Source organism: Enterobacter sp. SORGH_AS_0287 (genome assembly GCF_031453695.1).
GTDB lineage: Bacteria > Pseudomonadota > Gammaproteobacteria > Enterobacterales > Enterobacteriaceae > Enterobacter > Enterobacter ludwigii.
Window position 1 is genome coordinate 1043810 of sequence record NZ_JAVIZW010000001.1, and the last position, 20748, is coordinate 1064557.

20 protein-coding genes and 1 pseudogene are annotated in these 20748 nt (G+C 52.9%); 9 read left to right on the plus strand and 12 right to left on the minus strand.

From position 1 onward, the window contains the following. Positions 1 to 19: 19 nt before the first annotated feature. From QE396_RS04980 to QE396_RS04990, 3 genes are all read right to left on the minus strand, one after another. A complete protein-coding gene (locus QE396_RS04980) occupies positions 20 to 160 on the minus strand; it encodes an Ecr family regulatory small membrane protein (RefSeq protein ID WP_020882478.1) in 141 nt (46 codons plus the stop codon). 73 nt (positions 161 to 233) lie between these two features. Beyond that, positions 234 to 1466, minus strand: a complete 1233-nt coding sequence (locus tag QE396_RS04985) for a sensor domain-containing diguanylate cyclase (RefSeq protein ID WP_014170316.1) — start codon at positions 1464 to 1466, stop codon at positions 234 to 236. Positions 1467 to 1558: 92 nt separating this feature from the next. Continuing rightward, positions 1559 to 3688 (minus strand): bifunctional diguanylate cyclase/phosphodiesterase, encoded by a 2130-nt coding sequence (locus QE396_RS04990; protein ID WP_047366405.1) that lies wholly within the window; start codon positions 3686 to 3688, stop codon positions 1559 to 1561. A gap of 457 nt (positions 3689 to 4145) precedes the next feature. On the opposite strand from QE396_RS04990, the gene QE396_RS04995 reads away from it, so the two are divergent. From QE396_RS04995 to dbpA, 3 genes are all read left to right on the plus strand, one after another. Further along, on the plus strand, positions 4146 to 5297 hold the full coding sequence (locus QE396_RS04995) for a methyl-accepting chemotaxis protein (protein WP_065240341.1): 1152 nt from the start codon (positions 4146 to 4148) through the stop codon (positions 5295 to 5297). 200 nt (positions 5298 to 5497) lie between these two features. Further along, positions 5498 to 6481, plus strand: a complete 984-nt coding sequence (gene zntB / locus QE396_RS05000; protein ID WP_014170313.1) for a zinc transporter ZntB — start codon at positions 5498 to 5500, stop codon at positions 6479 to 6481. 484 nt (positions 6482 to 6965) lie between these two features. After that, positions 6966 to 8339, plus strand: coding sequence for an ATP-dependent RNA helicase DbpA (gene dbpA, locus QE396_RS05005; RefSeq protein ID WP_014170312.1), 1374 nt, complete (start codon positions 6966 to 6968; stop codon positions 8337 to 8339). A gap of 50 nt (positions 8340 to 8389) precedes the next feature. Here the strand turns inward: dbpA and ttcA are convergent, their stop codons facing one another. Then, positions 8390 to 9325: a tRNA 2-thiocytidine(32) synthetase TtcA gene (ttcA, locus tag QE396_RS05010; RefSeq protein ID WP_032678259.1), complete on the minus strand. Its 936-nt coding sequence runs from the start codon at positions 9323 to 9325 to the stop codon at positions 8390 to 8392. A gap of 141 nt (positions 9326 to 9466) precedes the next feature. Beyond that, positions 9467 to 9583 (minus strand): annotated as a pseudogene (locus QE396_RS05015) (site-specific integrase); the annotation flags it as partial. A 90-nt stretch (positions 9584 to 9673) separates the two neighbouring features. Here QE396_RS05015 and QE396_RS05020 point away from each other — a divergent pair. From QE396_RS05020 to QE396_RS05040, 5 genes are all read left to right on the plus strand, one after another. Beyond that, positions 9674 to 10018, plus strand: coding sequence for a DUF1294 domain-containing protein (locus QE396_RS05020; protein WP_020884005.1), 345 nt, complete (start codon positions 9674 to 9676; stop codon positions 10016 to 10018). Between the two features lie 144 nt (positions 10019 to 10162). Then, positions 10163 to 10612 carry a hypothetical protein gene (locus QE396_RS05025; RefSeq protein ID WP_020884006.1) on the plus strand — a complete coding sequence of 150 codons (450 nt, stop codon included), beginning with the start codon at positions 10163 to 10165 and terminating at the stop codon, positions 10610 to 10612. Between the two features lie 134 nt (positions 10613 to 10746). Continuing rightward, positions 10747 to 10944: a hypothetical protein gene (locus QE396_RS05030; protein ID WP_014170281.1), complete on the plus strand. Its 198-nt coding sequence runs from the start codon at positions 10747 to 10749 to the stop codon at positions 10942 to 10944. Positions 10945 to 10947: 3 nt separating this feature from the next. After that, positions 10948 to 11361: a GFA family protein gene (locus QE396_RS05035; protein WP_020884007.1), complete on the plus strand. Its 414-nt coding sequence runs from the start codon at positions 10948 to 10950 to the stop codon at positions 11359 to 11361. Between the two features lie 69 nt (positions 11362 to 11430). Then, positions 11431 to 11508, plus strand: a complete 78-nt coding sequence (locus QE396_RS05040) for a hypothetical protein (protein ID WP_223263916.1) — start codon at positions 11431 to 11433, stop codon at positions 11506 to 11508. A 58-nt stretch (positions 11509 to 11566) separates the two neighbouring features. On the opposite strand, the gene QE396_RS05045 is transcribed toward QE396_RS05040, so the two are convergent. The 3 genes from QE396_RS05045 to nifJ form a co-directional block, all read right to left on the minus strand. Next, positions 11567 to 11692, minus strand: a complete 126-nt coding sequence (locus QE396_RS05045; protein WP_255320659.1) for a hypothetical protein — start codon at positions 11690 to 11692, stop codon at positions 11567 to 11569. 224 nt (positions 11693 to 11916) lie between these two features. Continuing rightward, complete coding sequence (gene ompC / locus QE396_RS05050; protein WP_020884010.1) at positions 11917 to 13026, minus strand: porin OmpC; 1110 nt, start codon at positions 13024 to 13026, stop codon at positions 11917 to 11919. A 392-nt stretch (positions 13027 to 13418) separates the two neighbouring features. Then, positions 13419 to 16943 carry a pyruvate:ferredoxin (flavodoxin) oxidoreductase gene (gene nifJ, locus QE396_RS05055; protein ID WP_020884011.1) on the minus strand — a complete coding sequence of 1175 codons (3525 nt, stop codon included), beginning with the start codon at positions 16941 to 16943 and terminating at the stop codon, positions 13419 to 13421. A 273-nt stretch (positions 16944 to 17216) separates the two neighbouring features. Here nifJ and QE396_RS05060 point away from each other — a divergent pair, with 273 nt between their 5' ends. Continuing rightward, positions 17217 to 17483, plus strand: a complete 267-nt coding sequence (locus QE396_RS05060) for a DUF333 domain-containing protein (RefSeq protein ID WP_014170276.1) — start codon at positions 17217 to 17219, stop codon at positions 17481 to 17483. On the opposite strand, the gene hslJ is transcribed toward QE396_RS05060, so the two are convergent. From hslJ to QE396_RS05080, 4 genes are all read right to left on the minus strand, one after another. Beyond that, on the minus strand, positions 17484 to 17921 hold the full coding sequence (hslJ, locus tag QE396_RS05065) for a heat shock protein HslJ (protein WP_014170275.1): 438 nt from the start codon (positions 17919 to 17921) through the stop codon (positions 17484 to 17486). A gap of 126 nt (positions 17922 to 18047) precedes the next feature. Beyond that, the gene (locus tag QE396_RS05070; RefSeq protein ID WP_014170274.1) at positions 18048 to 18176 is read right to left on the minus strand and encodes a DUF2474 domain-containing protein; all 129 of its coding nucleotides are present in this window, start codon (positions 18174 to 18176) and stop codon (positions 18048 to 18050) included. Continuing rightward, entirely contained in the window at positions 18176 to 19186 is a 1011-nt protein-coding gene (gene cydB, locus QE396_RS05075) for a cytochrome d ubiquinol oxidase subunit II (RefSeq protein WP_309950195.1), read from the minus strand. The genes QE396_RS05070 and cydB overlap by 1 nt, the downstream gene beginning before the upstream one ends. Beyond that, the gene (locus QE396_RS05080; protein ID WP_032680924.1) at positions 19186 to 20586 is read right to left on the minus strand and encodes a cytochrome ubiquinol oxidase subunit I; all 1401 of its coding nucleotides are present in this window, start codon (positions 20584 to 20586) and stop codon (positions 19186 to 19188) included. The genes cydB and QE396_RS05080 overlap by 1 nt, the downstream gene beginning before the upstream one ends. Positions 20587 to 20748 lie beyond the last annotated feature (162 nt).

Genomic DNA, 20748 nt, shown 5'->3' on the forward strand with positions numbered 1-20748 from the left:
ACAAGGAATTAAACATGCGTCATAGCGCATCGAAGGTGGGGTAGATACTGTTCTCAAGGTATTCCACCAGAAACCAGATCTCACCGCTGAAAATAAACCAGAAGCCAAATATAATAACGAATAAAATAATTATGGTGAGTATTATTTCTGTTTTTCCCATTGCACATCTACCCACCTGTGGTCCATTTATTCGAGAGGGGCATTGTAACGGGGCTTACGAAGATACACCAGTTTCATGCCGCCAGGACTTTATTGCGCCCATCACTTTTGGCGCGATAAAGCGCATCGTCCACACGTTTAAACAGCTCATCCATACTCTCGCCCGGATTATGTCGCGCCACGCCAATGCTGACGGTGAAGCGAGGTAAACCCGGGATCGTGATGCGGGCGACCGCATCGCGCACAGTTTCGGCGATTTGCAGGGCGGTGTCGAGCGGGGTGCGCGGCAGCAGGATGACGAACTCCTCACCGCCCCAGCGGAAGACCAGGTCCTCTTTGCGGCTACAGGCTTCCAGCGTGCGCGAGAGCGAGATCAGTACCTCATCACCTTTCAGGTGGCCGAAGAGGTCGTTGATATTTTTGAAGTGATCGGTATCCACCAGCAACAGGCTAAATTGCTGCTGCGCGGGAAGATGATGGGTATTGGCCTGGTCGGTGATGATATAGAACTGACGCCGGTTGAGCAGGCCCGTCATGGAATCACGCAGTGCCGCGTGTTCCAGCTCCTGCTCCAGCCTTTTTTGCTCGGTGATATCGTGGATAATGCACAACATCAATTTGTCACCGTAAATTTCAATCGGCCCGGCATAGGTCTGAACATGGCGGGTGGAGCCATCGGCCAGACGGTGGATAAAGTTGAGGGGCTTATGGCCGCCCGGCAACGCGGCAATCTCCGTCATCACGGGGATCACATCCCGCCCCAGAGTATTGATTTCCCAGGTATGTTTTCTGCACATTTCATCATGCGCATAACCGTAAAAAGTCAGCGCCGCCAGATTGGCATCCACAATCTGGCCATCCCGGGACGGATCGATAAGCAGCATTGGCGCGCTGTTGGTCAGGAAAAAGCGTGCGTAAAATCCCTGTTTTTTGCGCTGGTAGGTCGCGGAGCGGCTGGCCTTAAGCCCGGAGAGAACCTGCTGCGTCAGCCCTTCAAAAACAATAACATTCCCCTGGGGCACGAAATGGGCAAGCGAGAGACGGCAGCTCAGCGCGGTTTCATGTCCATCGCGGGAGATGGTCCAGATTTCGACGATCTCCTGCTCACTCTTCAGTTCAGGCACATACATCGACAGCACGTGATGCGCATTGGCGGAATAGGTACCTTTGCGTAGGTCATCCAGGGTTTTATCGCCCATGATCTGAGCGGCGGCCACATTTGCAAAAATGATCTGTTCTGAAGCAGGTGAAATGAGCCACACGGGGGTTTTAATTAAATTCAGCGCATCAAAACAATTTTGCGACATAGCGTATTCCTGTACATCGGCACCATGTGCCTGAGGATCATGACAGAATTAACGGGAGTGGACTCCTTTGAAACATACTCTACTTAACCCGGTCAGGCATGATTTTTTTGTGAAATATATGCGGGTTCCGCGTGAATTTTACCAATGGGTATAATTTGTTTGTCTGAGTTTTTTTGCAGCAACAGCCAGGGAACCTGTTCGGCAGGTAAAGGACGGGAGAAAAGGAACCCCTGCAGGTAATCACAGCCGAGGTCCGTCAGTACCACCTGTTGTTCTTCCGTCTCGATCCCTTCCGCAACCACATTCATTTCCATGGTCCGGGCGATATTGATAATGGTTTCCACCAGCTTGCGGCTTTTTTCATTTACCAGCATCGAGTGCACAAAGCTCTTGTCGATTTTTAGCTCTTTAGCGGGCAGAACGCTCAACATCAACAGGTTGGAATAGCCGGTGCCAAAATCATCAATCGAGACGGTAATCCCGGCTTGATTGAACGCATTGAGTAATTCAATACTGCGGTCGAGATTTTTCAGTGCAGTACTTTCCGTCACCTCAAGGATAAGCCGGGAGGGCGACAGATTATATTTATGCAACATCGACGAAATGATGTGGAAGATATCCGGCTGTTCGAACTGGACGGGGGAGAGGTTAAAGGACAATGTCCACTGGCTGAAACCTTGTTCTGTCCAGAAATGAAGCTGACGGCATGCCGCTTCAATTGCCCAGTTCCCCACCGGGATGATCAGCCCCGTTTGTTCCAGCGACGGTAAAAACAGATTAGGCAGCAACACCCCTTGCTCAGGGTGCCGCCAGCGCAGAAGGGCTTCAAAACCATGAATAGTGGTGTCTTTTGCATGCCAGGTCGGCTGATACCACAGTTCAAACTGATCGCGTTCCAGCGCCTGAGTTAACTCCTGCAGGAAGCCGGGGTTAGCCGGAATAGCCGTTGACATCTCGTTCCGGTAGACGGCCCAGCCGTTTCGTCCATCCTCTTTGACGCGATTCAGGGCCGCATCGGCTTTTAGCTTCAGCTCATGCAGCGTCTCGCCATCCTGCGGGTACAGGCTGACCCCCGCGCTGATTGTTGTGCTCAGCGTGTGCCCACAAAGTGAAAACGGGCGGCGCATATCCTCCAGCAATGTCGTGAGCAGCGCGTTGACTTTATCGTCGTCACACTCGGGAACCAGCAGGATAAAGGCGTCGCCGCCAAGCCTGGCGAGGGTCATCTCGCGGGTAAGGCGGGCGGTAATGCGCTGCGCGAGAGAGATTAACAACTCATCCCCGGTGTTGTGGCCCCAGGTATCATTGATGCGTTTGAAATGATCGACGTTGAGGAAAATCACGGCGAATGGCTTCTTGCTGAGCAATGCGCTGCGCAGGCAATCCTGCATCCGAATGTCCATCTGGTGGCGATTAGCGAGACCGGTGAGCGCATCAAACCGCGCCTGCAGTTCAAGCTGACGATTAAGCTGGCGTAGGTTGTCGGTCAGTCGGTTCGTCCGCCGGTGCGAGTCGATGAGCGAAATCATTAACATACCGCCGAGCAGGCACAGTGTGGTGACAGAAACCCAGACCGATAACCCCAACTCGCTGATACCGCCGGGCAGGGTATGCGTCATTTCCTGAAAATGGGCGGCATGCATGCCGGTGTAGTGCATCGCGCAGATGGCGACACCCAGCACGCAGGCCGCGAGAATACGATTGATAAACACCCCTTTGCGCATATCCCGCAGGCGGAATGCCAGCCACAGCGCCGCGCCGGAGGCCATAACGGCAATCAACACGGACACGGCAACAATGCGTCGTTCCCAGAGAATATGGCTGTCCAGCATCAGTGCGGCCATACCGATAAAGTGCATACAGACCACGCCAGCACTCAGGAGCACCGTGGCAACGATCAATCGAAAAGGGGAAAGGGTTTTACCCGTTACGGCAATATTGATGGCGACCGTGGATGCAACCATCGCCACGCCCAGTGAGGCGAGGGTTAACCAGAGGTTATAGCTCATTATCATCGGCATTTGCATCGACAGCATGCCGATGAAGTGCATTGACCAGATCCCGATCCCAAGCGTGACGCCTCCGGCGATACGCCAGAACATCGCCGTTTTACGGCTGGAAAGCGGGATTTTTCCGGCGCTGTCCAGGGCCACAAATGAGGCGATAAAGGCCACCAGATACGAGAGGGCTATTAACACAGGGTCCCACGATATATTGAGCATTATGCAATCCCACGCCAAAGAGGGTTACCGATTTCGCCTGCCGGGCACGTCTTTAACTGGCAACGTACATGCGCATTCAAATAATATGAGTTAGGTATCGTGCAAAACGACCGGTCATATTAAAACGTTAAGGCTGGCGGTGCATATAAAATATATTCTTCCCGGCACCTATTAAGCATTGCTAAACAAAGGCGAATAATTGCAGCAAAGCTCCTTAAATATGAGCGCGGCCATATTGTCTCATCGCAGGCGATGGTATCGCTTAAAGTGGCAGGAAACCAGTATCACAGGATGCTGCATATAACATTTTCACTAATACCCTGTTTTTATCTGACTTAAGTTAAATCTCAGGTGGCTAACGGCGAAAGGTGAAACCAGCGTTGTTCATCAGGACAAACAACAACACGAATGCTATAAATCTTAATGCCGACCTAAATATAAAATCGTGGATATAATCATGCTAAGAAATATTAGTGTCAGAACCTTCATTGCCGGGTTCCTTTTATGTCTTTTCCTGGTTGATGCAGGTGTCATTGTTCTATTTTCCAGCAAATCCTCTCTCTTTATTTCACTCAATATCATTAATTTCGTTGCGCTATTTTTGCTCTGGGGCTACATGACAAAGTATCTTGTGACGCCGATCAATACTGTGAAAAAAAGTATTGAAGAAGTGACTGCAGGCAATCTTGGCGTGACTATCCCTGAATTTGGCAATAACTGTGCAGGGCGTTTAATCCCCGGGATTAACAGCCTCTCCAGCAACATCGCGACTCTGGTACGCGAGATCAGGGCCTCGTCGCAAACCGCCATGACCTTGTCCGATCAACTCTCCGCGCGTAGCGCGCAGCTGTCGGTGAAAACAGAGCAGCAGTCTGCATCGCTGGTGCAAACGGCTGCCAGCATGGAGCAGATGGCAGCAAGTACCCGAAATAATGCCGATAACACCCGACTGGCCAGCGAGCAGGCAAACAGGGCGACACTGCAGGCGCGCAAAGGTGGCGAGTTGATGGGGCAGGTGTCCACCAATATGCAATCCATTACCGAATGTGCACAGCAAATGACGGAGATTATCTCAATGATCGACGGCATTGCCTTCCAGACGAATATCCTGGCGCTAAACGCGGCCGTTGAGGCGGCCAGAGCCGGTGACCACGGAAAAGGGTTTTCGGTGGTGGCAGAAGAGGTGCGAAACCTGGCCCACCGCAGTGCGGATGCCGCCAAAAACATCAAAACGCTGATTGAAGTGACCAGCAATAACGTCACTCAGGGCGTGACCGTTGTGTCCGAGGCTGAAAAGAATATGCAAGAAATTGTGACCGGCTCCGGCAATGTCAGCCAGTTGATGGATGACATTTTCACCTCGACGTCAGAGCAGGAGAAAGGCATTTCCCAGATTACGCTGGCCTTATCTGAGCTGGAACGGGTCACGCAAAGTAACGTTACGATGGCAGAAGAACTCAACGGATCCTCTGATGTACTGCGTAATCAGGTAAGTGAACTGCAGGCGCGGACGCGTAACTTCCGGCTCGAAAAGGGGGATCAGGCTGAATCCACGCCTTCTCATGCTGGCCCGCTGTCATTCCACTCGCGTCCCGGTCACTCCCTCTGATGCACGAAAAGAGCCTGGTCAACCGGGCTCTTTTATCCGGACTTCTCGCCACTGAATTACCCTCCCGTGCGGTCTGAAAAGGCGCCTGGCGGAATACGGTTATTTCCTGAGCGAATTCAGCGCGATGCGAAACATAGTTGTTGCTTAACCCCTGATGAAAGCTAGACTGACAACGAAAGAGCTGAAAAGGGGGAGGCGCGGTGGAGAGTATAAAAGGATCAGAACTAAACGTTCCTGATGCAGTTTTTGCCTGGGTGCTGGATGGTCGTGGCGGTGCCCGACCGCTGGAAGACAACGATGTTATTGATAATGAGCATCCCTGCTGGCTACACCTTAACTATACCCATCCGGACAGTGCCGACTGGCTGGCCACGACGCCGCTCCTGCCGAACAACGTGCGTGATGCGCTGGCGGGTGAAAGCCTGCGGCCACGCGTGAGCAGAATGGGGGACGGCACGCTCATCACTTTGCGTTGCATTAACGGCAGCACCGATGAACGTCCTGACCAGCTGGTCGCGATGCGTGTTTATATGGACGATGGTCTGATTGTCTCCACCCGTCAGCGTAAAGTTCTGGCGCTGGATGATATTGTGAACGATCTGAAAGAGGGCACCGGGCCGACCGATTGCGGAAGCTGGCTGGTGGACGTCTGCGACGCGCTGACTGACCATGCGAGTGAGTTTATCGAAGAGCTGCACGATAAAATCATCGACCTCGAAGATAACCTGCTCGATCAGCAGATCCCGCCGCGCGGTTTTCTGGCGCTCCTGCGTAAGCAGTTAATTGTCATGCGCCGTTATATGACGCCACAGCGGGACGTATACGCGCGTCTGTCCAGCGAAAGGCTCAACTGGATGAATGACGATCAGCGACGCCGAATGCAGGATATTGCCGACAGGCTGGGCCGAGGACTTGATGAAATCGATTCCTGTATTGCCCGCACGGGCGTCATGGCGGATGAAATCGCGCAGGTGATGCAGGAGTCGCTGGCAAGAAGAACCTATACGATGTCGCTGATGGCAATGGTCTTTCTGCCGAGCACATTCCTGACGGGATTGTTTGGCGTGAACCTGGGCGGAATTCCCGGCGGCGCGGCCCATTATGGCTTTACCGCATTTTGCGTCATGTTAGTTGTTTTGATCGGTGGTGTTGCATGGTGGTTGCATCGTAGTAAATGGCTGTAAATTTACGCTTTTTTCAGCTTTTACGGAGATCAAAACGCTCTTTTAATTGAGCGAAGTCAATAAACAATGACCCCGTAAGGTGCAATATTACTCCCGCAGGTGAATGCAACGTCAAGCGATGGGCGTTGCGCTCCATATTGTCTTACTTCCTTTTTTGAATTACTGCATAGCACAATTGATTCTTACGACGCCGACTTAATTAGTCGGCTTTTTTTTGCCTCCTGCTCCCCAGCGTCTACCCTAAAAGGGACGTCAGTAAAACCTGGAGGGAATGATGAGCATCTTACTCGCTCTGCAACTGCAGTATTCACGTCAGTCCGATCCGATCCCCACCGATCCGACACCGATGCCCGATCCTGTTCCGCGTCCGCAACCCATGCCTGACCCGCCGCCCGATGAAGAACCGATTAAATTGTCGCATCGAACCCCGAGATCTGCGAGGATACGCGCCATCTGACCGCAAAGATGACCACGAGAGACTATTGTGACCGCTTTTTCAACCCTGAATGTACTGCCCGCCGCCCAACTCGATAACCTCAACGAGTTGGGATACCTCACCATGACGCCTGTTCAGGCGGCCGCATTGCCCGCCATTCTTGAGGGGCGTGATGTACGCGTTCAGGCTAAAACAGGGAGCGGAAAAACGGCGGCTTTCGGTCTGGGTCTGCTACAGCATATTGATGCTGCGCTGTTTCAGACGCAGTCTCTGGTGCTGTGCCCAACCCGCGAACTGGCGGACCAGGTCGCGGGCGAGCTGCGTCGTCTGGCGCGATTCCTGCCTAACACCAAGATTTTAACCCTCTGTGGCGGACAACCGTTTGGCGCACAGCGTGATTCGCTTCAGCATCCACCACACATCATTGTGGCGACGCCTGGCCGACTGCTCGACCACCTGCAAAAAGGTACGGTCTCGCTGGATGCATTACACACGCTGGTCATGGATGAGGCAGACCGGATGCTGGATATGGGCTTCAGCGATGCTATCGATGAAGTGATCCGTTTCGCGCCTGCAGACCGTCAGACGCTGTTATTTTCGGCGACCTGGCCTGAAGCGATCGCCGCAATCAGTGGCCGCGTGCAGAAAAATCCGCTCACCATCGAAATTGACAGTGTTGATGCGCTGCCTGCTATCGAGCAGCAGTTTTATGAAACGTCCCAGCATGGAAAAATCGCGCTCCTGCAGAAGGTGCTCAGTCAGCATCAGCCCGCTTCCTGCGTGGTGTTCTGTAACACCAAAAAAGATTGTCAGGCGGTCTGTGACGCCCTGAACGCCGCAGGGCAGAGCGCGTTATCGTTGCATGGCGATCTGGAACAGCGCGATCGCGATCAGACGCTGGTCCGTTTCGCCAACGGCAGCGCCCGCGTGCTGGTTGCCACCGACGTGGCGGCGCGCGGTCTGGATATTAAATCGCTTGAGCTGGTCGTGAACTACGAGCTGGCATGGGATCCTGAAGTACACGTTCACCGTATCGGCCGTACTGCGCGTGCCGGAAACAGCGGTCTGGCCATCAGCTTCTGCGCACCGGAAGAGGCGCAGCGCGCCAATATTCTGTCTGAAATGCTGCAGATTAAGCTTAACTGGGTGAATGCACCGGGCAATGTCAGTCTCGTTCCGCTGGAAGCAGAAATGGCAACGCTGTGTATTGATGGCGGTAAAAAAGCCAAGATGCGTCCGGGTGATGTGCTCGGTGCGCTGACCGGAGACGTGGGGCTGGATGGGGCGGATATCGGCAAGATTGCGGTACATCCTGCACATGTTTATGTTGCTGTTCGCCAGTCGGTTGCCCATAAGGCCTGGAAACAGCTGCAGAACGGGAAAATCAAGGGTAAAACCTGTCGTGTTCGTCTGCTGAAATAAGGTTTAAACGCGTCTCAGACGGTGGTCTGAGACGCGTTTGCATTATTCCACTATTTCACTTCCACGACATTCAGGCGCAGTTCTTCAAACTGATTGTCATCTTCTTCTGGCTGCCAGCCAGCAGGTTTCACGGGGATCTCTTCCCGGTCAAACGCCAGATCGCCGCCATTTACCACTTCCGACTCATGGTTGATACCTTTGAAATCGAAAAGCTCAACGTCCGCGAGGTGAGAAGGCACCACGTTCTGCATCGCGCTGAACATGGTTTCGATACGGCCCGGGTAGCGTTTGTCCCAGTCACGCAGCATGTCACCAATCACCTGACGCTGCAGGTTCGGCTGAGAGCCGCACAGGTTACATGGAATGATCGGGAACCCTTTGGCCTGAGAGAACCGCTCGATATCTTTCTCGCGGCAGTAGGCAAGCGGGCGGATCACAATGTGTTTGCCGTCATCGCTCATCAGTTTTGGCGGCATGCCTTTCATCTTACCGCCGTAGAACATATTCAGGAACAGCGTCTGCAGGATATCGTCGCGGTGATGGCCGAGTGCGATTTTGGTTGCACCCAGTTCTGTCGCGGTACGGTACAGGATGCCGCGGCGAAGACGAGAGCAGAGCGAGCAGGTGGTTTTGCCTTCCGGGATCTTCTCTTTCACAATCCCGTAGGTATTTTCTTCTACGATTTTGTACTCAACGCCCAGTTTTTCCAGGTATTCCGGCAGAATGTGTTCCGGGAAACCAGGCTGCTTTTGATCGAGGTTAACTGCCACCAGGGAAAACTTCACCGGCGCGCTTTGCTGAAGATTACGCAGGATCTCCAGCATGGTGTAACTGTCTTTACCACCTGACAGGCAGACCATAATGCGGTCGCCTTCTTCAATCATATTGAAGTCTGCAATGGCTTCACCAACGTTACGGCGCAGACGCTTTTGCAGTTTGTTCAGGTTGTATTGCTCTTTCTTATTAATATCTTGATTTTGTTGCATTTAATCTGTACTCAAATTTCAAATGGGGCACCAGTGGGGCAAACGGTTTAGAGGGGCAGCTTCTTTCCGCATTGCCCTCTCTTTGCTGTTCATCTCTTCACTCTATGAAGCTTAGATTTCAAACACCCTCTGCGCATTTTAGTGCCCCATCTGACTGGCAATAAAAGACGGGTCAGCGCCTGCGGTTAACCACCAGCATGCGAAAGTGTGCCGTGTATGGTACGGATTGTTGCGCCGAATGCCAGCACGTTTTACAGGATTTTGAATTGTGGACGGCAGCAACCTTGCTTTGTGATATCGCATATAATGCGGCTTCGACATACTCTGAACATTCCAGTGGCTTGTGCTATGACCCTCAATCGCTTTTGTTATTTGCTTCTGTTGATCGCCGCAATCGGAAGTCTATTCACCTCGCATCCGTTTATCCTGTGGCTCCTGCTTATCAACGTACTGACGTTAGCGATGTATGGCGCCGACAAAATGGCGGCGCGAAGGGCCATGCGCAGAGTGCCGGAAGCCACACTGCTGGTATTTGGCCTTATCGGCGGATGGCCCGGGGCGATTATAGGTCAGCAACTGTTTCGCCATAAAACGCAAAAGCAGCCCTTCAAAACCTACTTCATTGTCAGTGTCATCGTCAGTATTTCAGCGATGGTGGCGGTGTACCAACTCTTTCCTGTTTTAACGTACTGAGCGTGTACAAACGGAATGCAATAACGCGCTGACCACGGTAGATAACTAAAAACGACTGCCAATAGTAGTAGGAATATTCTTAAGGTGTTGCTGTTTTTTGCACGATCTGAATAATGTGTGCAACGACACGGATGACAACATCTCATGAAAATTCAAACTATTACACTGGCAATGCTGGTGGTCGTTTCTGCGCCTTCGAGGTCAGCTTTTCAGGAGCGGGAATATAATACCTGGTATATAAAAAATGCTGTTCTTTACGATATGACCCAGACTTCAGACGGTTTCCCGGTCATGTTGAGCATCTCCCAGCCTGAGCGGAAATCAGCAAATTTGCTGGTCTCCTATATCACCGAAGGGCGCTGTGGCGGGACCCGACAAGAACTTAACGTGAATGGCAAAGTGCTTCCGGCCACGTATTATTGTGTTCAGGTCGGGCAGAACCGGATAGAGCATTTTTCGGTGAAAGATGCACAGAGCGTTAACGGCATGGTTAACCATCTGAAATCGGATTTTACCTTACTTCTTCAAAACGACATCAAGGTCTGGGCCGCGAACATTAATGCGCCCAAATACGGCCTCGCGCCGCGATTCTGACATGTATACCTCGACCTCATCGCCTGTTAGCGTAGGGGTTACGCCCTGTATCACAGAATAAATAGCATCCGTGACAACGCCACGTTTTACCACAATCCTGCTACGCTTTTTGTGTTGTACAAGGGAGCACAAACATGAAGAACAAAGATGAACAAACGGGATTAGTGGGACTGGCAATTGGTGCCGCCGTTATCGGTCTTGTTTCAGCACAGCAACCCATCCATCGCGACAGTATTGTGAGTGAACTGGTCAGACTCGGCAGACAGAAAGGCGATGGCGTTGAAGATGAGGTTTTCGTTAAGGCTGCCGAGCTCGTGAGAAAGGGGGTGTAACCGATGGCTGATATTCGTCATGCACAGTGCCATTGTGGCGCGGTGGCGTTTACCGTTGAACTCTCAGACGGATTAAATACCGCCCGGCGCTGCAGCTGCTCTTTTTGCCGGATGCGGGGCGCCGTGGTGGTCTCGGCACCGCTGTCGGGCATTACCGTAACGAAAGGGGCGGATAAGCTCACGGAATATCGTTTTAACACAGGAACAGCCCGCCATTTCTTCTGCTCGGTCTGCGGGATTTATACCTTCCATCAGCGGCGTTCAAATCCCAACGAATACGGCGTGAATGTGGCCTGTTTTGAAAATGTGACCCCCTTTGATTTTGCCGAAGTGGCGGTGATGGACGGCGTTAATCATCCCGCGGATGGCGACAGCGGGGTTTTCGGCTACCTCTCTTTTCGTCAAAAAGAAGCGTAACTGCCGCCTGGCCAGATTTTAACAATGCGGCCTATAGTGGGGAGTGGGTATCCGAAACAGGAGAGAAATATGCTGTATGTTGAGAAAGACGATCCGCGTGAGGCGCCTGAGTCAGGTGATAAAAAGCCTCAGCCGGTCAAAAAATAGTCCGTTGATACGTTTCCCGCCACCGGCCCTGCTGGTGGCGTATTGTTTGGGGGAAACCTTAGCTGCCATCCAGATGATTCAACAGTGCGCCGAGATGCCCAACGACACCACCAAAATCAAAAATTAACGCCATCCATATAATCGCCAGAAGGGTAAGTACGGCAACTGATACACGACCAAACAATGCAGTTATCCTTAATGAAGCAAAGTCTATAAGGCTAGTCTACATGGGTTTGTTTAAACTTACCCTTAACGACACCGTCATAAATTTTCCTTTTGAGATGATTCACACATTCACTGAGCCGAGAGGCGCGAAGAGAGGGAAATATGATGGGAGAGAAGAGGAGGGCTGGCGTCAGGCGTCGCAACGAAAATAACGAGCCCGCATCACGATGCGGGCTCCTGGGATCAGAACTGGTAAACCAGACCTAATGCAACGACATCATCCGTGCTAATGCCGTTATTTTTGTAGAAACTGTCATCTTCATCCAACAGGTTGATTTTATAATCAACGTAGGTGGACATGTTTTTGTTAAAGTAGTAGGTTGCGCCTACGTCAGCATATTTAACCAGATCCTGATCGCCCTGACCGTTGGCCAGGTCTTTACCTTTAGACTGCAGATAAGAAATTGCCGGGCGCAGGCCGAAGTCGAACTGATATTGCGCGGTCACTTCAATGTTTTGTGTTTTATTGGCCACGGCATCCGTATTATCGCCATAAGGGGTCATATTGCGGGTTTCAGAATACATTGCCGCCAGATAAATATTGTTGGCGTCATATTTCAGGCCTGCAGTCCAGGCATCCGCTTTATCGCCACCGGCAGTGGTATTCATCACCTGTTCGTTGGTACGGTCAGAAGAGGTATAGGCAGCACCCGCGCTGATACCCATGCCAAAGTCATAGGTGGTGGAGATACCGAAGCCGTCACCGTTCTCATGGCGCGTGTCGCGACCATTGTTGGTGCCTTCCTGGTTGTTGCTGGCATCTTCGTTCTTACCCTGATACTGCAGGGCAAAGTTCAGACCCTGTACCAGACCATAGAAGTCAGTGTTACGGTAGGTTGCAACCCCGTTGGCACGGCCAGTCATAAAGTTGTCTGCATTGGTGTAAGAGTCACCACCGAATTCAGGCAACATATCGGTCCAGCCTTCCACGTCGTACAGAACGCCGTAGTTACGACCGTAATCGAAGGAGCCATAGTCACCGACTTTAACACCGGCGAAGGCCAGACGCGTCCATGACTGGTTATTAGACCCTTCAGTGTTATTGGCCTGGATGTTGTATTCCCACTGGGCGTAACCGGTCATCATGTTGTTGATCTGGGTTTCACCCTTGAAGCCCAGACGCATATAAGTTTGATCGCCATCTTTAGAGGCATCGTCGGAGAAGTAATGCAGACCATCTACTTTTCCGTACAGATCTAATTTATTGCCGTCTTTATTATAAATTTCTGCAGCATGCGCAGCGCCAGCCATTAACAGCGCTGGAATCATCAGGGCCAGTACTTTTCTTTGCATTTTGGAATTCCTTTGCAGTTGTTTTTATTTAATTACGTATTGAACTTTCCACACGAGAAAGCTGTCTCATGCTAAATCACTCCTCACCAAGAACAATAAAATATAATTGTTACGAGTTAAGTTAATTCTTAACCGGATTATGCGGCGGAAATAGTCATTGGCTTTATGAATGATTTAAAGCTAATCATATTAAATAAAAATTATTAATTGCCCCTTAAATCAGATAATCTCAGCGGCGTTATATGCCTTTAAGATTTTTCATCCATAATTTATGTGAATGTCATTTAGTGAATTAACGTGATATTCATTAATTATCTGGACTCGCCCGGTGTGAATACAGCGGGCTTTTTTTATGGCAAAAAAATGCCCGGACAAGCCGGGCAGAGGGAGAGTCAGTCGCGGGTGGGTTTTTCCGCTTTTCCGGCCATTTGCGCCAGGAAATCATACCGTTTTTGCAGATCGGCGGCGGCATCTTTCCACAACTGCTCGGCCACCTCTGGTTGTTGCGCGTTGAGGCGACGGAAGCGCTGTTCCTGCATTAACGTTTCGGCCAACGCATCGGAAGGCGGGCGTGAATCCAGCGCCAGAGGCAATTTACCTTCATCGGCGCGGCGCGGGTCGAACCGGTAGAGCGGCCAGAAACCGGTTGCGGTCAGCTGGCGCATCTGATCGTGGCTGAGTGCCAGGTCGTAGCCATGCTCTTCACACGGGCTGTAGGCAATGATCAGCGACGGACCCGGGTAGGCTTCCGCTTCCTGAATGGCTTTCACCGTCTGGTTCAGCTGCGCGCCCAGCGAGATTTGCGCGACATACACGTGGCCGTACATCATCATGCTGACGCCGAGATCTTTACGCGCCTTGCGCTTGCCGTGTTCACCAAATTTAGTTACTGCGCCAAGCGGAGTAGCTTTTGACGCCTGGCCACCGGTGTTGGAATAGCACTGCGTATCCAGAACCAGAATGTTGACGTTTTCGGTAAGGCTTAACACGTGATCCAGCCCGCCAAAGCCGATGTCATACGCCCAGCCGTCACCGCCAATCAGCCAGATTGATTTTTCCACCAGCGCGTCAGCGTCGGCCAACAGCTGCCCGGCACCTTCCACGCCCTGCAGAGCGTTGCGCAGTTCCGCAACCTGCTCACGACGACGTTCTGGCGTTGCATCGGCGTGCAACGCCTCATTCAGCTCCGCCGGGATGTGGCCAGCAAACTGTTCCAGTAACCGCATCACGCGTGCGCGGTGCTGGTCAACGGTCAGACGGAAGCCCAGACCAAACTCGGCGTTATCCTCAAACAACGAGTTCGCCCATGCCGGACCGCGGCCATGGGCGTCGGTGGTGTACGGCGTGGAAGGCAGATTACCGCCATAGATTGATGAACAGCCCGTGGCGTTAGCGATCAACATTCTGTCGCCGTACAGTTGCGTGAGCAGCTTGATATACGGCGTTTCACCGCAGCCGGAGCAGGCGCCTGAATACTCGAACAGCGGAGTAATGAGCTGCGAGGTACGAATATCAATACGCTCCAGCGTGCTGCGGTCGATCTCCGGCAGGTTCAGGAAGAAGTCATAATTTACCTTCTCTTCTTCGACATGCTCGAGGCGCGACATCATATTGATGGCTTTGATGTCCGGATCCTGACGATCTTTCGCCGGACAGACCTCAACGCACAGATTACATCCGGTGCAGTCTTCCGGAGCGACCTGCAGAACATACTTCTGTCCGCGCATATCACGGGATTTCACATCAAGTGAATGCAGGCTGGCCGGGGCGTCTTCCATCGCTTCCGGGGAGACCACTTTGGCACGAATGGCCGAGTGCGGGCAGGCTGCTACGCAGTGGTTGCACTGGGTACACAGCTCCTCTTTCCAGATGGGGATTTCTTCGGCGATGTTGCGTTTTTCCCAGCGCGTGGTGCCCATCGGCCAGGTGCCATCCGGTGGCAGCGCGGAGACGGGAAGGGCATCACCCAGCCCGGCCAGCATGGCTGCCGTCACGGTTTTCACGAAATCCGGTGCCGCGTCAGAAACCACCGGTGGACGGTTCGGGCTGGACGCATCAACCGCTTGCAGCGGTACTTCAAATAAAGACTCGCGTGCCAGCGCCAGCGCCTGCCAGTTACGCTCGACCAGCTCCTGACCTTTACTACTGTAGCTTTTGGCAATCGCCCCCTGCAGTTCCATTAGCGCGCTGTCTCCCGGCAGGATCTGCGTCAGGTGGAAGAAGGCCATTTGCATCACGGTGTTGATTCGCGCGGCAAGGCCACACTCGCGGGCAATTTTTGCAGCGTTAATGACGTAGAAGCGGGCTTTTTTCTGGTTCAGCACCGCCTGCACTTCCTGCGGCAGCCGCGACCAGACTTCATCCACGCTGTATGGCGTATTGAGCAGGAAAATACCGCCCGGTTTCAGGCGCTCTGCCATCTGGTACTTATCGATGAACTGCAGCTGGTGACAGCCCACAAAATCAGCCTGCGAGATAAGGTATGCCGAGCGGATAGGGTGCTCGCTGACGCGCAGGTGGGAAACGGTCAGCCCGCCTGCTTTTTTGGAGTCGTAGACAAAATACCCCTGGGCATACCACGACGTGGAGTTCCCGATGATCTTAATGTTGTTCTTGGTCGCGGAGACGCTACCGTCGCTGCCCAGCCCATAAAACAGCGCCTCAAGTTTTGCGGTGGAAGGCAGCGTGTTTTCCGGCAGGGGCAGAGAGAGGTTGGTCACGTCATCATAAATACCGACGGTAAAGCGCGGTTTTGGTTTAGCCTCGCTCAGCTCATTAAACACCGCCAGCACACAGTCCGGGCCAAACTCTTTGGAGGACAACCCATAGCGACCCCCGATCACGCGCGGCAGTGTTTCGCGCTCACCGCAATTAAACGCTTCAGCCAGCGCGGACATGACGTCCAGATACAGAGGTTCTGCGTGGGCGCCAGGCTCTTTAGTGCGATCGAGCACCGCCACGGTGCGCGCACTTTCCGGCAGTGCCGAGAGCAAATGTCGCGCGGAAAACGGCCGGTAGAGCCGCACTTTGAGCACGCCGATTTTTTCACCACGGGTCAGCAGTTCATCCACTACCTCTTCACAGGTGCCAATGGCTGACCCCATGAGCACAATGACCCGTTCCGCCTGCGGATGACCGTAGTATTCAAACGGTTTGTATTGCCGTCCGGTGGCCGCGGCAAAATCATCCATCGCCTGCTCAACGTGATCATAAACGGCGTTGTACCACGGGTTCGTTGCTTCCCGGGACTGGAAATAGGTATCCGGGTTGGCCGATGTCCCGCGGATCACCGGGTGTTCCGGGTTCAGCGCACGGGCGCGATGTGCGTCGATTTCCGCCTGCGGCAGAAGATTGAGGAGGGTGTCGTCAGCCAGCGGAACGATTTTATTGATTTCGTGAGAGGTACGAAAACCATCAAAGAAATGAATAAAGGGCACGCGACTCTTCAGCGTCGCCATATGCGAAATTAACGCGAAGTCCTGTGCTTCCTGAACGCTGCTGGCGCACAGCATGGCGCAACCGGTCTGGCGGACGGCCATCACGTCTGAGTGATCGCCAAAGATGGAGAGGGCGTGTGTCGCAACGGTTCGTGCGGCAACGTGAAGCACAAACGGGGTGAGTTGTCCTGCCAGTTTATAGAGCGTCGGGATCATCAACAATAATCCCTGCGACGACGTGAATGACGTCGACAGAGCACCGGTCTGCAGCGCCCCGTGGACGGTCGCGATAGCGCCAGCCTCAGACTGCATTTCCACGACTCTTGGGACGTCGCCCCAGACGTTTTTCAGTCCGTTGCCCGCCCAGGCATCGGCCTGTTCGGCCATCGTAGAACTTGGCGTAATTGGGTAGATGGCGATAACTTCACTGGTGCGAAACGCGACGGACGCGACTGCACCATTACCGTCAATAGTTTGCATAGGACAACACCCTTACATTGCGCAAAAAAAGGAGCCCGAAAAAAACACAACGGGTTTTGAATATTATTCCCTTAGTTTAGCAAAGGTCGGATTTTACGATTTTCGCTTTTGTGTCCTCGGTATTCTCGACATCAATGAGTAGATCAATCTTTTGGCGAAAAAATTGCGAGAAATTGTTTCAGGAGCGCATAAATACGCACTTTCGCTCTCGACGACACGGCATGTGATGCCTATTATGCATAGGTTTCGCATTATTAATGGGGGAGAGAGAGCATGCGTTCAGCATTTTGGGTCGGGTGTGCCGCGTTATTATTATCGGCATGCAGCAGTGAACCTGTTCAGCAGGCAACGGCGGCACACGTAACGCCGGGAATGAAAGCGGCGATGTCCAGCTCCGGACAAGCCAACTGCGCGATGATTGGCGGCTCGCTGTCTGTTGCCCGCCAGCTTGACGGCTCAGCTATCGGGATGTGCGCATTGCCAAACGGCAAACGCTGCAGTGAACAGTCGCTTGCCGTAGGATCCTGCGGAAACTACTGATTACTCCGCACGCTTAAACATTAGCGTTTTATCGGCTGTCGCCAGCGTTAACTGGTCTTCAGTCAGGTCGACCTGCGCCCCTTTGCGCAGCATGTCGCCAATGGCCTGATCCAGTTCGTTTAACTGTGGTTCGGTACAGAGCTTGCGCGTCATGGCGAGCGTTTTGACCTTGAGCTCACCTTCGGACAATTTCCCCTGTCCGTTAAACGTGTTACACATCACGCCGGAAACGCTAATGTTATTAACCAGACTGATATCAGACAGGGCTTTGAAGCTGATCTCTGGTTGCGTTGTCGTGGCCTTAACGGCTTTCCCGTCCACATTCTCCAGCACAAAACGGTGGCTCTTAAGTTGGTCCGGCTGAACGGAGGCTTTACCAGGATTAACGCACCCGGTGAGGACAAGACTGATAACACTTAACGCAATGAGCTTTTTCATTTTTCTTCTCAGACGATAGATACTGTGAATCTTTTTTCAGTGTAACGATACTCTGCCGTGCGTTAATGGGGTTTATCTGAAAGTGCGGGCGGGTACCGGGCAACGTTGGCGTTGCCCGCAATACGATCAGTGCGACTTAAACCCTGCGGCCGTCATTAACATGCGAAAGAGCATACTGACCGCCGCCAGTGCCAGTACGCTGCCGCCCCAGATAATGGCCAGCCACATGACTCTTTTCCAGAAAGGTTGTTGCATCAGTGATAACCCTCTCCATGCTGTACTTTTCCGCGAAACACGTAGTAACTCCAGAAGGTGTAGACCAGAATCACGGGAATGATCAACAACGCGCCCACCAGCATAAAGCCCTGGCTTTGTGTCGGAGCCGCCGCCTGCCAGAGCGTGATTGACGGGGGAATAATGTGCGGCCAGATGCTGATCCCAAGTCCGCTAAAGCCGAGAAAAATCAGCCCTAACGTCAGGATAAACGGCAGATGATGGCTGTCGGGATTATTCAGGCAACGCCACTGACACAGGCTCAGGATCACCACCAGCACCGGCACGGGCAGCAGGAAGAAGAGATTCGGCAGGGTAAACCAGCGCGCGGCGATGGCCGGCTGCGCCAGTGGGGTCCAGAGGCTGATTGCTGCAATGAATACCAGAAGCAGGATCAGGAGCGTTCTGGATACCCGTCGCATTCGCTGTTGCAGCGCGTTTTCACTTTTCATCACCAGCCATGTCGAGCCTAACAGCGCGTAGGCCACCACCAGACCTGCGCCGCAGAACAGGTTAAAAACGGTCAGCCAGTCGAACGGTCCGCCACTGTAGGCACGCCCGGTGACGCTAAAGCCGTTAATCACCGCGCCCACCGTCATGCCCTGGGTAAAGGTCGCCAGGATCGAGCCGCCAATAAACGCTTTATCCCAGAAAGGGCGGTGTGCCGGCGTGGCTTTAAAACGAAACTCAAATGCCACGCCCCGGAAAATAAGTCCGATCAGCATTAACGTCAGCGGAATAGTGAGGGCATCAATAATGACCGCATAGGCCAGCGGAAACGCGCCAAACAGCGCTGCACCGCCGAGCACCAGCCAGGTTTCATTGCCGTCCCAGACCGGCGCAACGCTGTTCACCATCACATCGCGATCGTCGGCATCAGGCGTAGCCGGGAACAGGATACCTATCCCCAGATCAAAACCATCCATCACGATATACATCAGCGTGGCAAAGACGATGATAACAAACCAGATAATGGAAAGATCGATACCCATTATGGTTGCTCCTTATGTTCAGTAGTAACGGCAGAAAGCGGGCGTGCGGGACGTCCATCGGACTCGGTGGCAAACGATTCATGAGGCTGAGGTCCTTTTTTAATCAGGCGGACCATATAGCTGTAACCCACGCCAAATACGGAGGTGTAGACGACGAAGAAGGCCAGCAGACTCACGCTCATATGCAAGTCACCATGCGCAGAAACCGCATCCTTTGTTCGCTGAAGCCCGTAGACGACCCACGGCTGGCGGCCCACTTCGGTAGTGACCCATCCGGCCAGGATGGCAATCAGCCCGGTGGGTCCCATCAGGAGGGCAAACCATAGGAAGGGACGCGAAGCGTACACGCGCTTTTTATAACGTAACCAGAGCGCCGTTACCCCAAGCAGCAGCATCAGCATGCCTAAGCCCGCCATAATGCGGAATGACCAGAAGACGATGGTGGAATTTGGCCGGTCTTCCTTTGGAAATTCTTTCAGTGCCGGAACCTGTTTGTCGAGGCTGTGCGTCAGAATAAGGCTGCCAAGCGCCGGGATCTCCAGCCCAAAGCGGGTGCGCTCCTGTTCCATATCCGGCCAGCCAAACAGCAGCAGCGGGGTGGGTTCACCCGGTGGGTTCTCCCAGTGGCCTTCAATGGCTGCTATTTTAGCGGGCTGATGCTTCAGGGTGTTCAACCCGTGCATATCACCCACCATCGCCTGAAGGGGAGCGACAATCAGGGTCATCCACAGCGCCATGGAAAACATCGCGCGGATGGCGGGGGTGTTGTTTCCGCGCAGCAAATGCCAGGCTGCGGATGCGCCGACAAACAGGGCGCTACTCAGGAAGGCCGCTATCGACATATGCAGCAGGCGATACGGGAAGGAGGGGTTAAACACCACGGCAAACCAGTCTACCGGCACCACCTGTCCGTTGACGATTTCAAAGCCCTGTGGCGTCTGCATCCAGCTGTTTGATGAGAGGATCCAGAAGGTTGAGATAATGGTCCCCAGTGCCACCATACAGGTTGCAAAGAAATGCAGACCCGGCCCGACTTTATTCCAGCCGAACAGCATAACGCCGAGGAATCCTGCCTCGAGGAAGAAGGCAGTAAGCACTTCGTAGGTCAGGAGCGGGCCGGTAATACTGCCGGCAAATTGTGAAAACCCACTCCAGTTGGTCCCAAACTGGTAGGCCATGACCAGCCCGGAGACCACGCCCATACCGAAGTTAACGGCAAAAATCTTCGACCAGAAATGGTACAGCGAACGCCAGACCGGGTTTTTGGTTTTCAGCCACAGGCCTTCTAGCACAGCGAGATAACTCGCCAGACCGATGGTGATTGCCGGGAAAATAATGTGGAAGGATACGGTAAAGGCAAACTGTATCCGTGCAAGATGAAAAGCATCTAAACCAAACATGCACAACCTCAATGTCAAACGGTGTGCTGTTATGGTATAGGGGCGAAATAACGAGTATCAGACGCAGAAAAGCGAAATTTACCTATAACAGTTCATAAAAACATCACGCTTTGCACATCTGATATAGCTTGCGTGAGAGAATAAAAAAATTATTTTTATGAA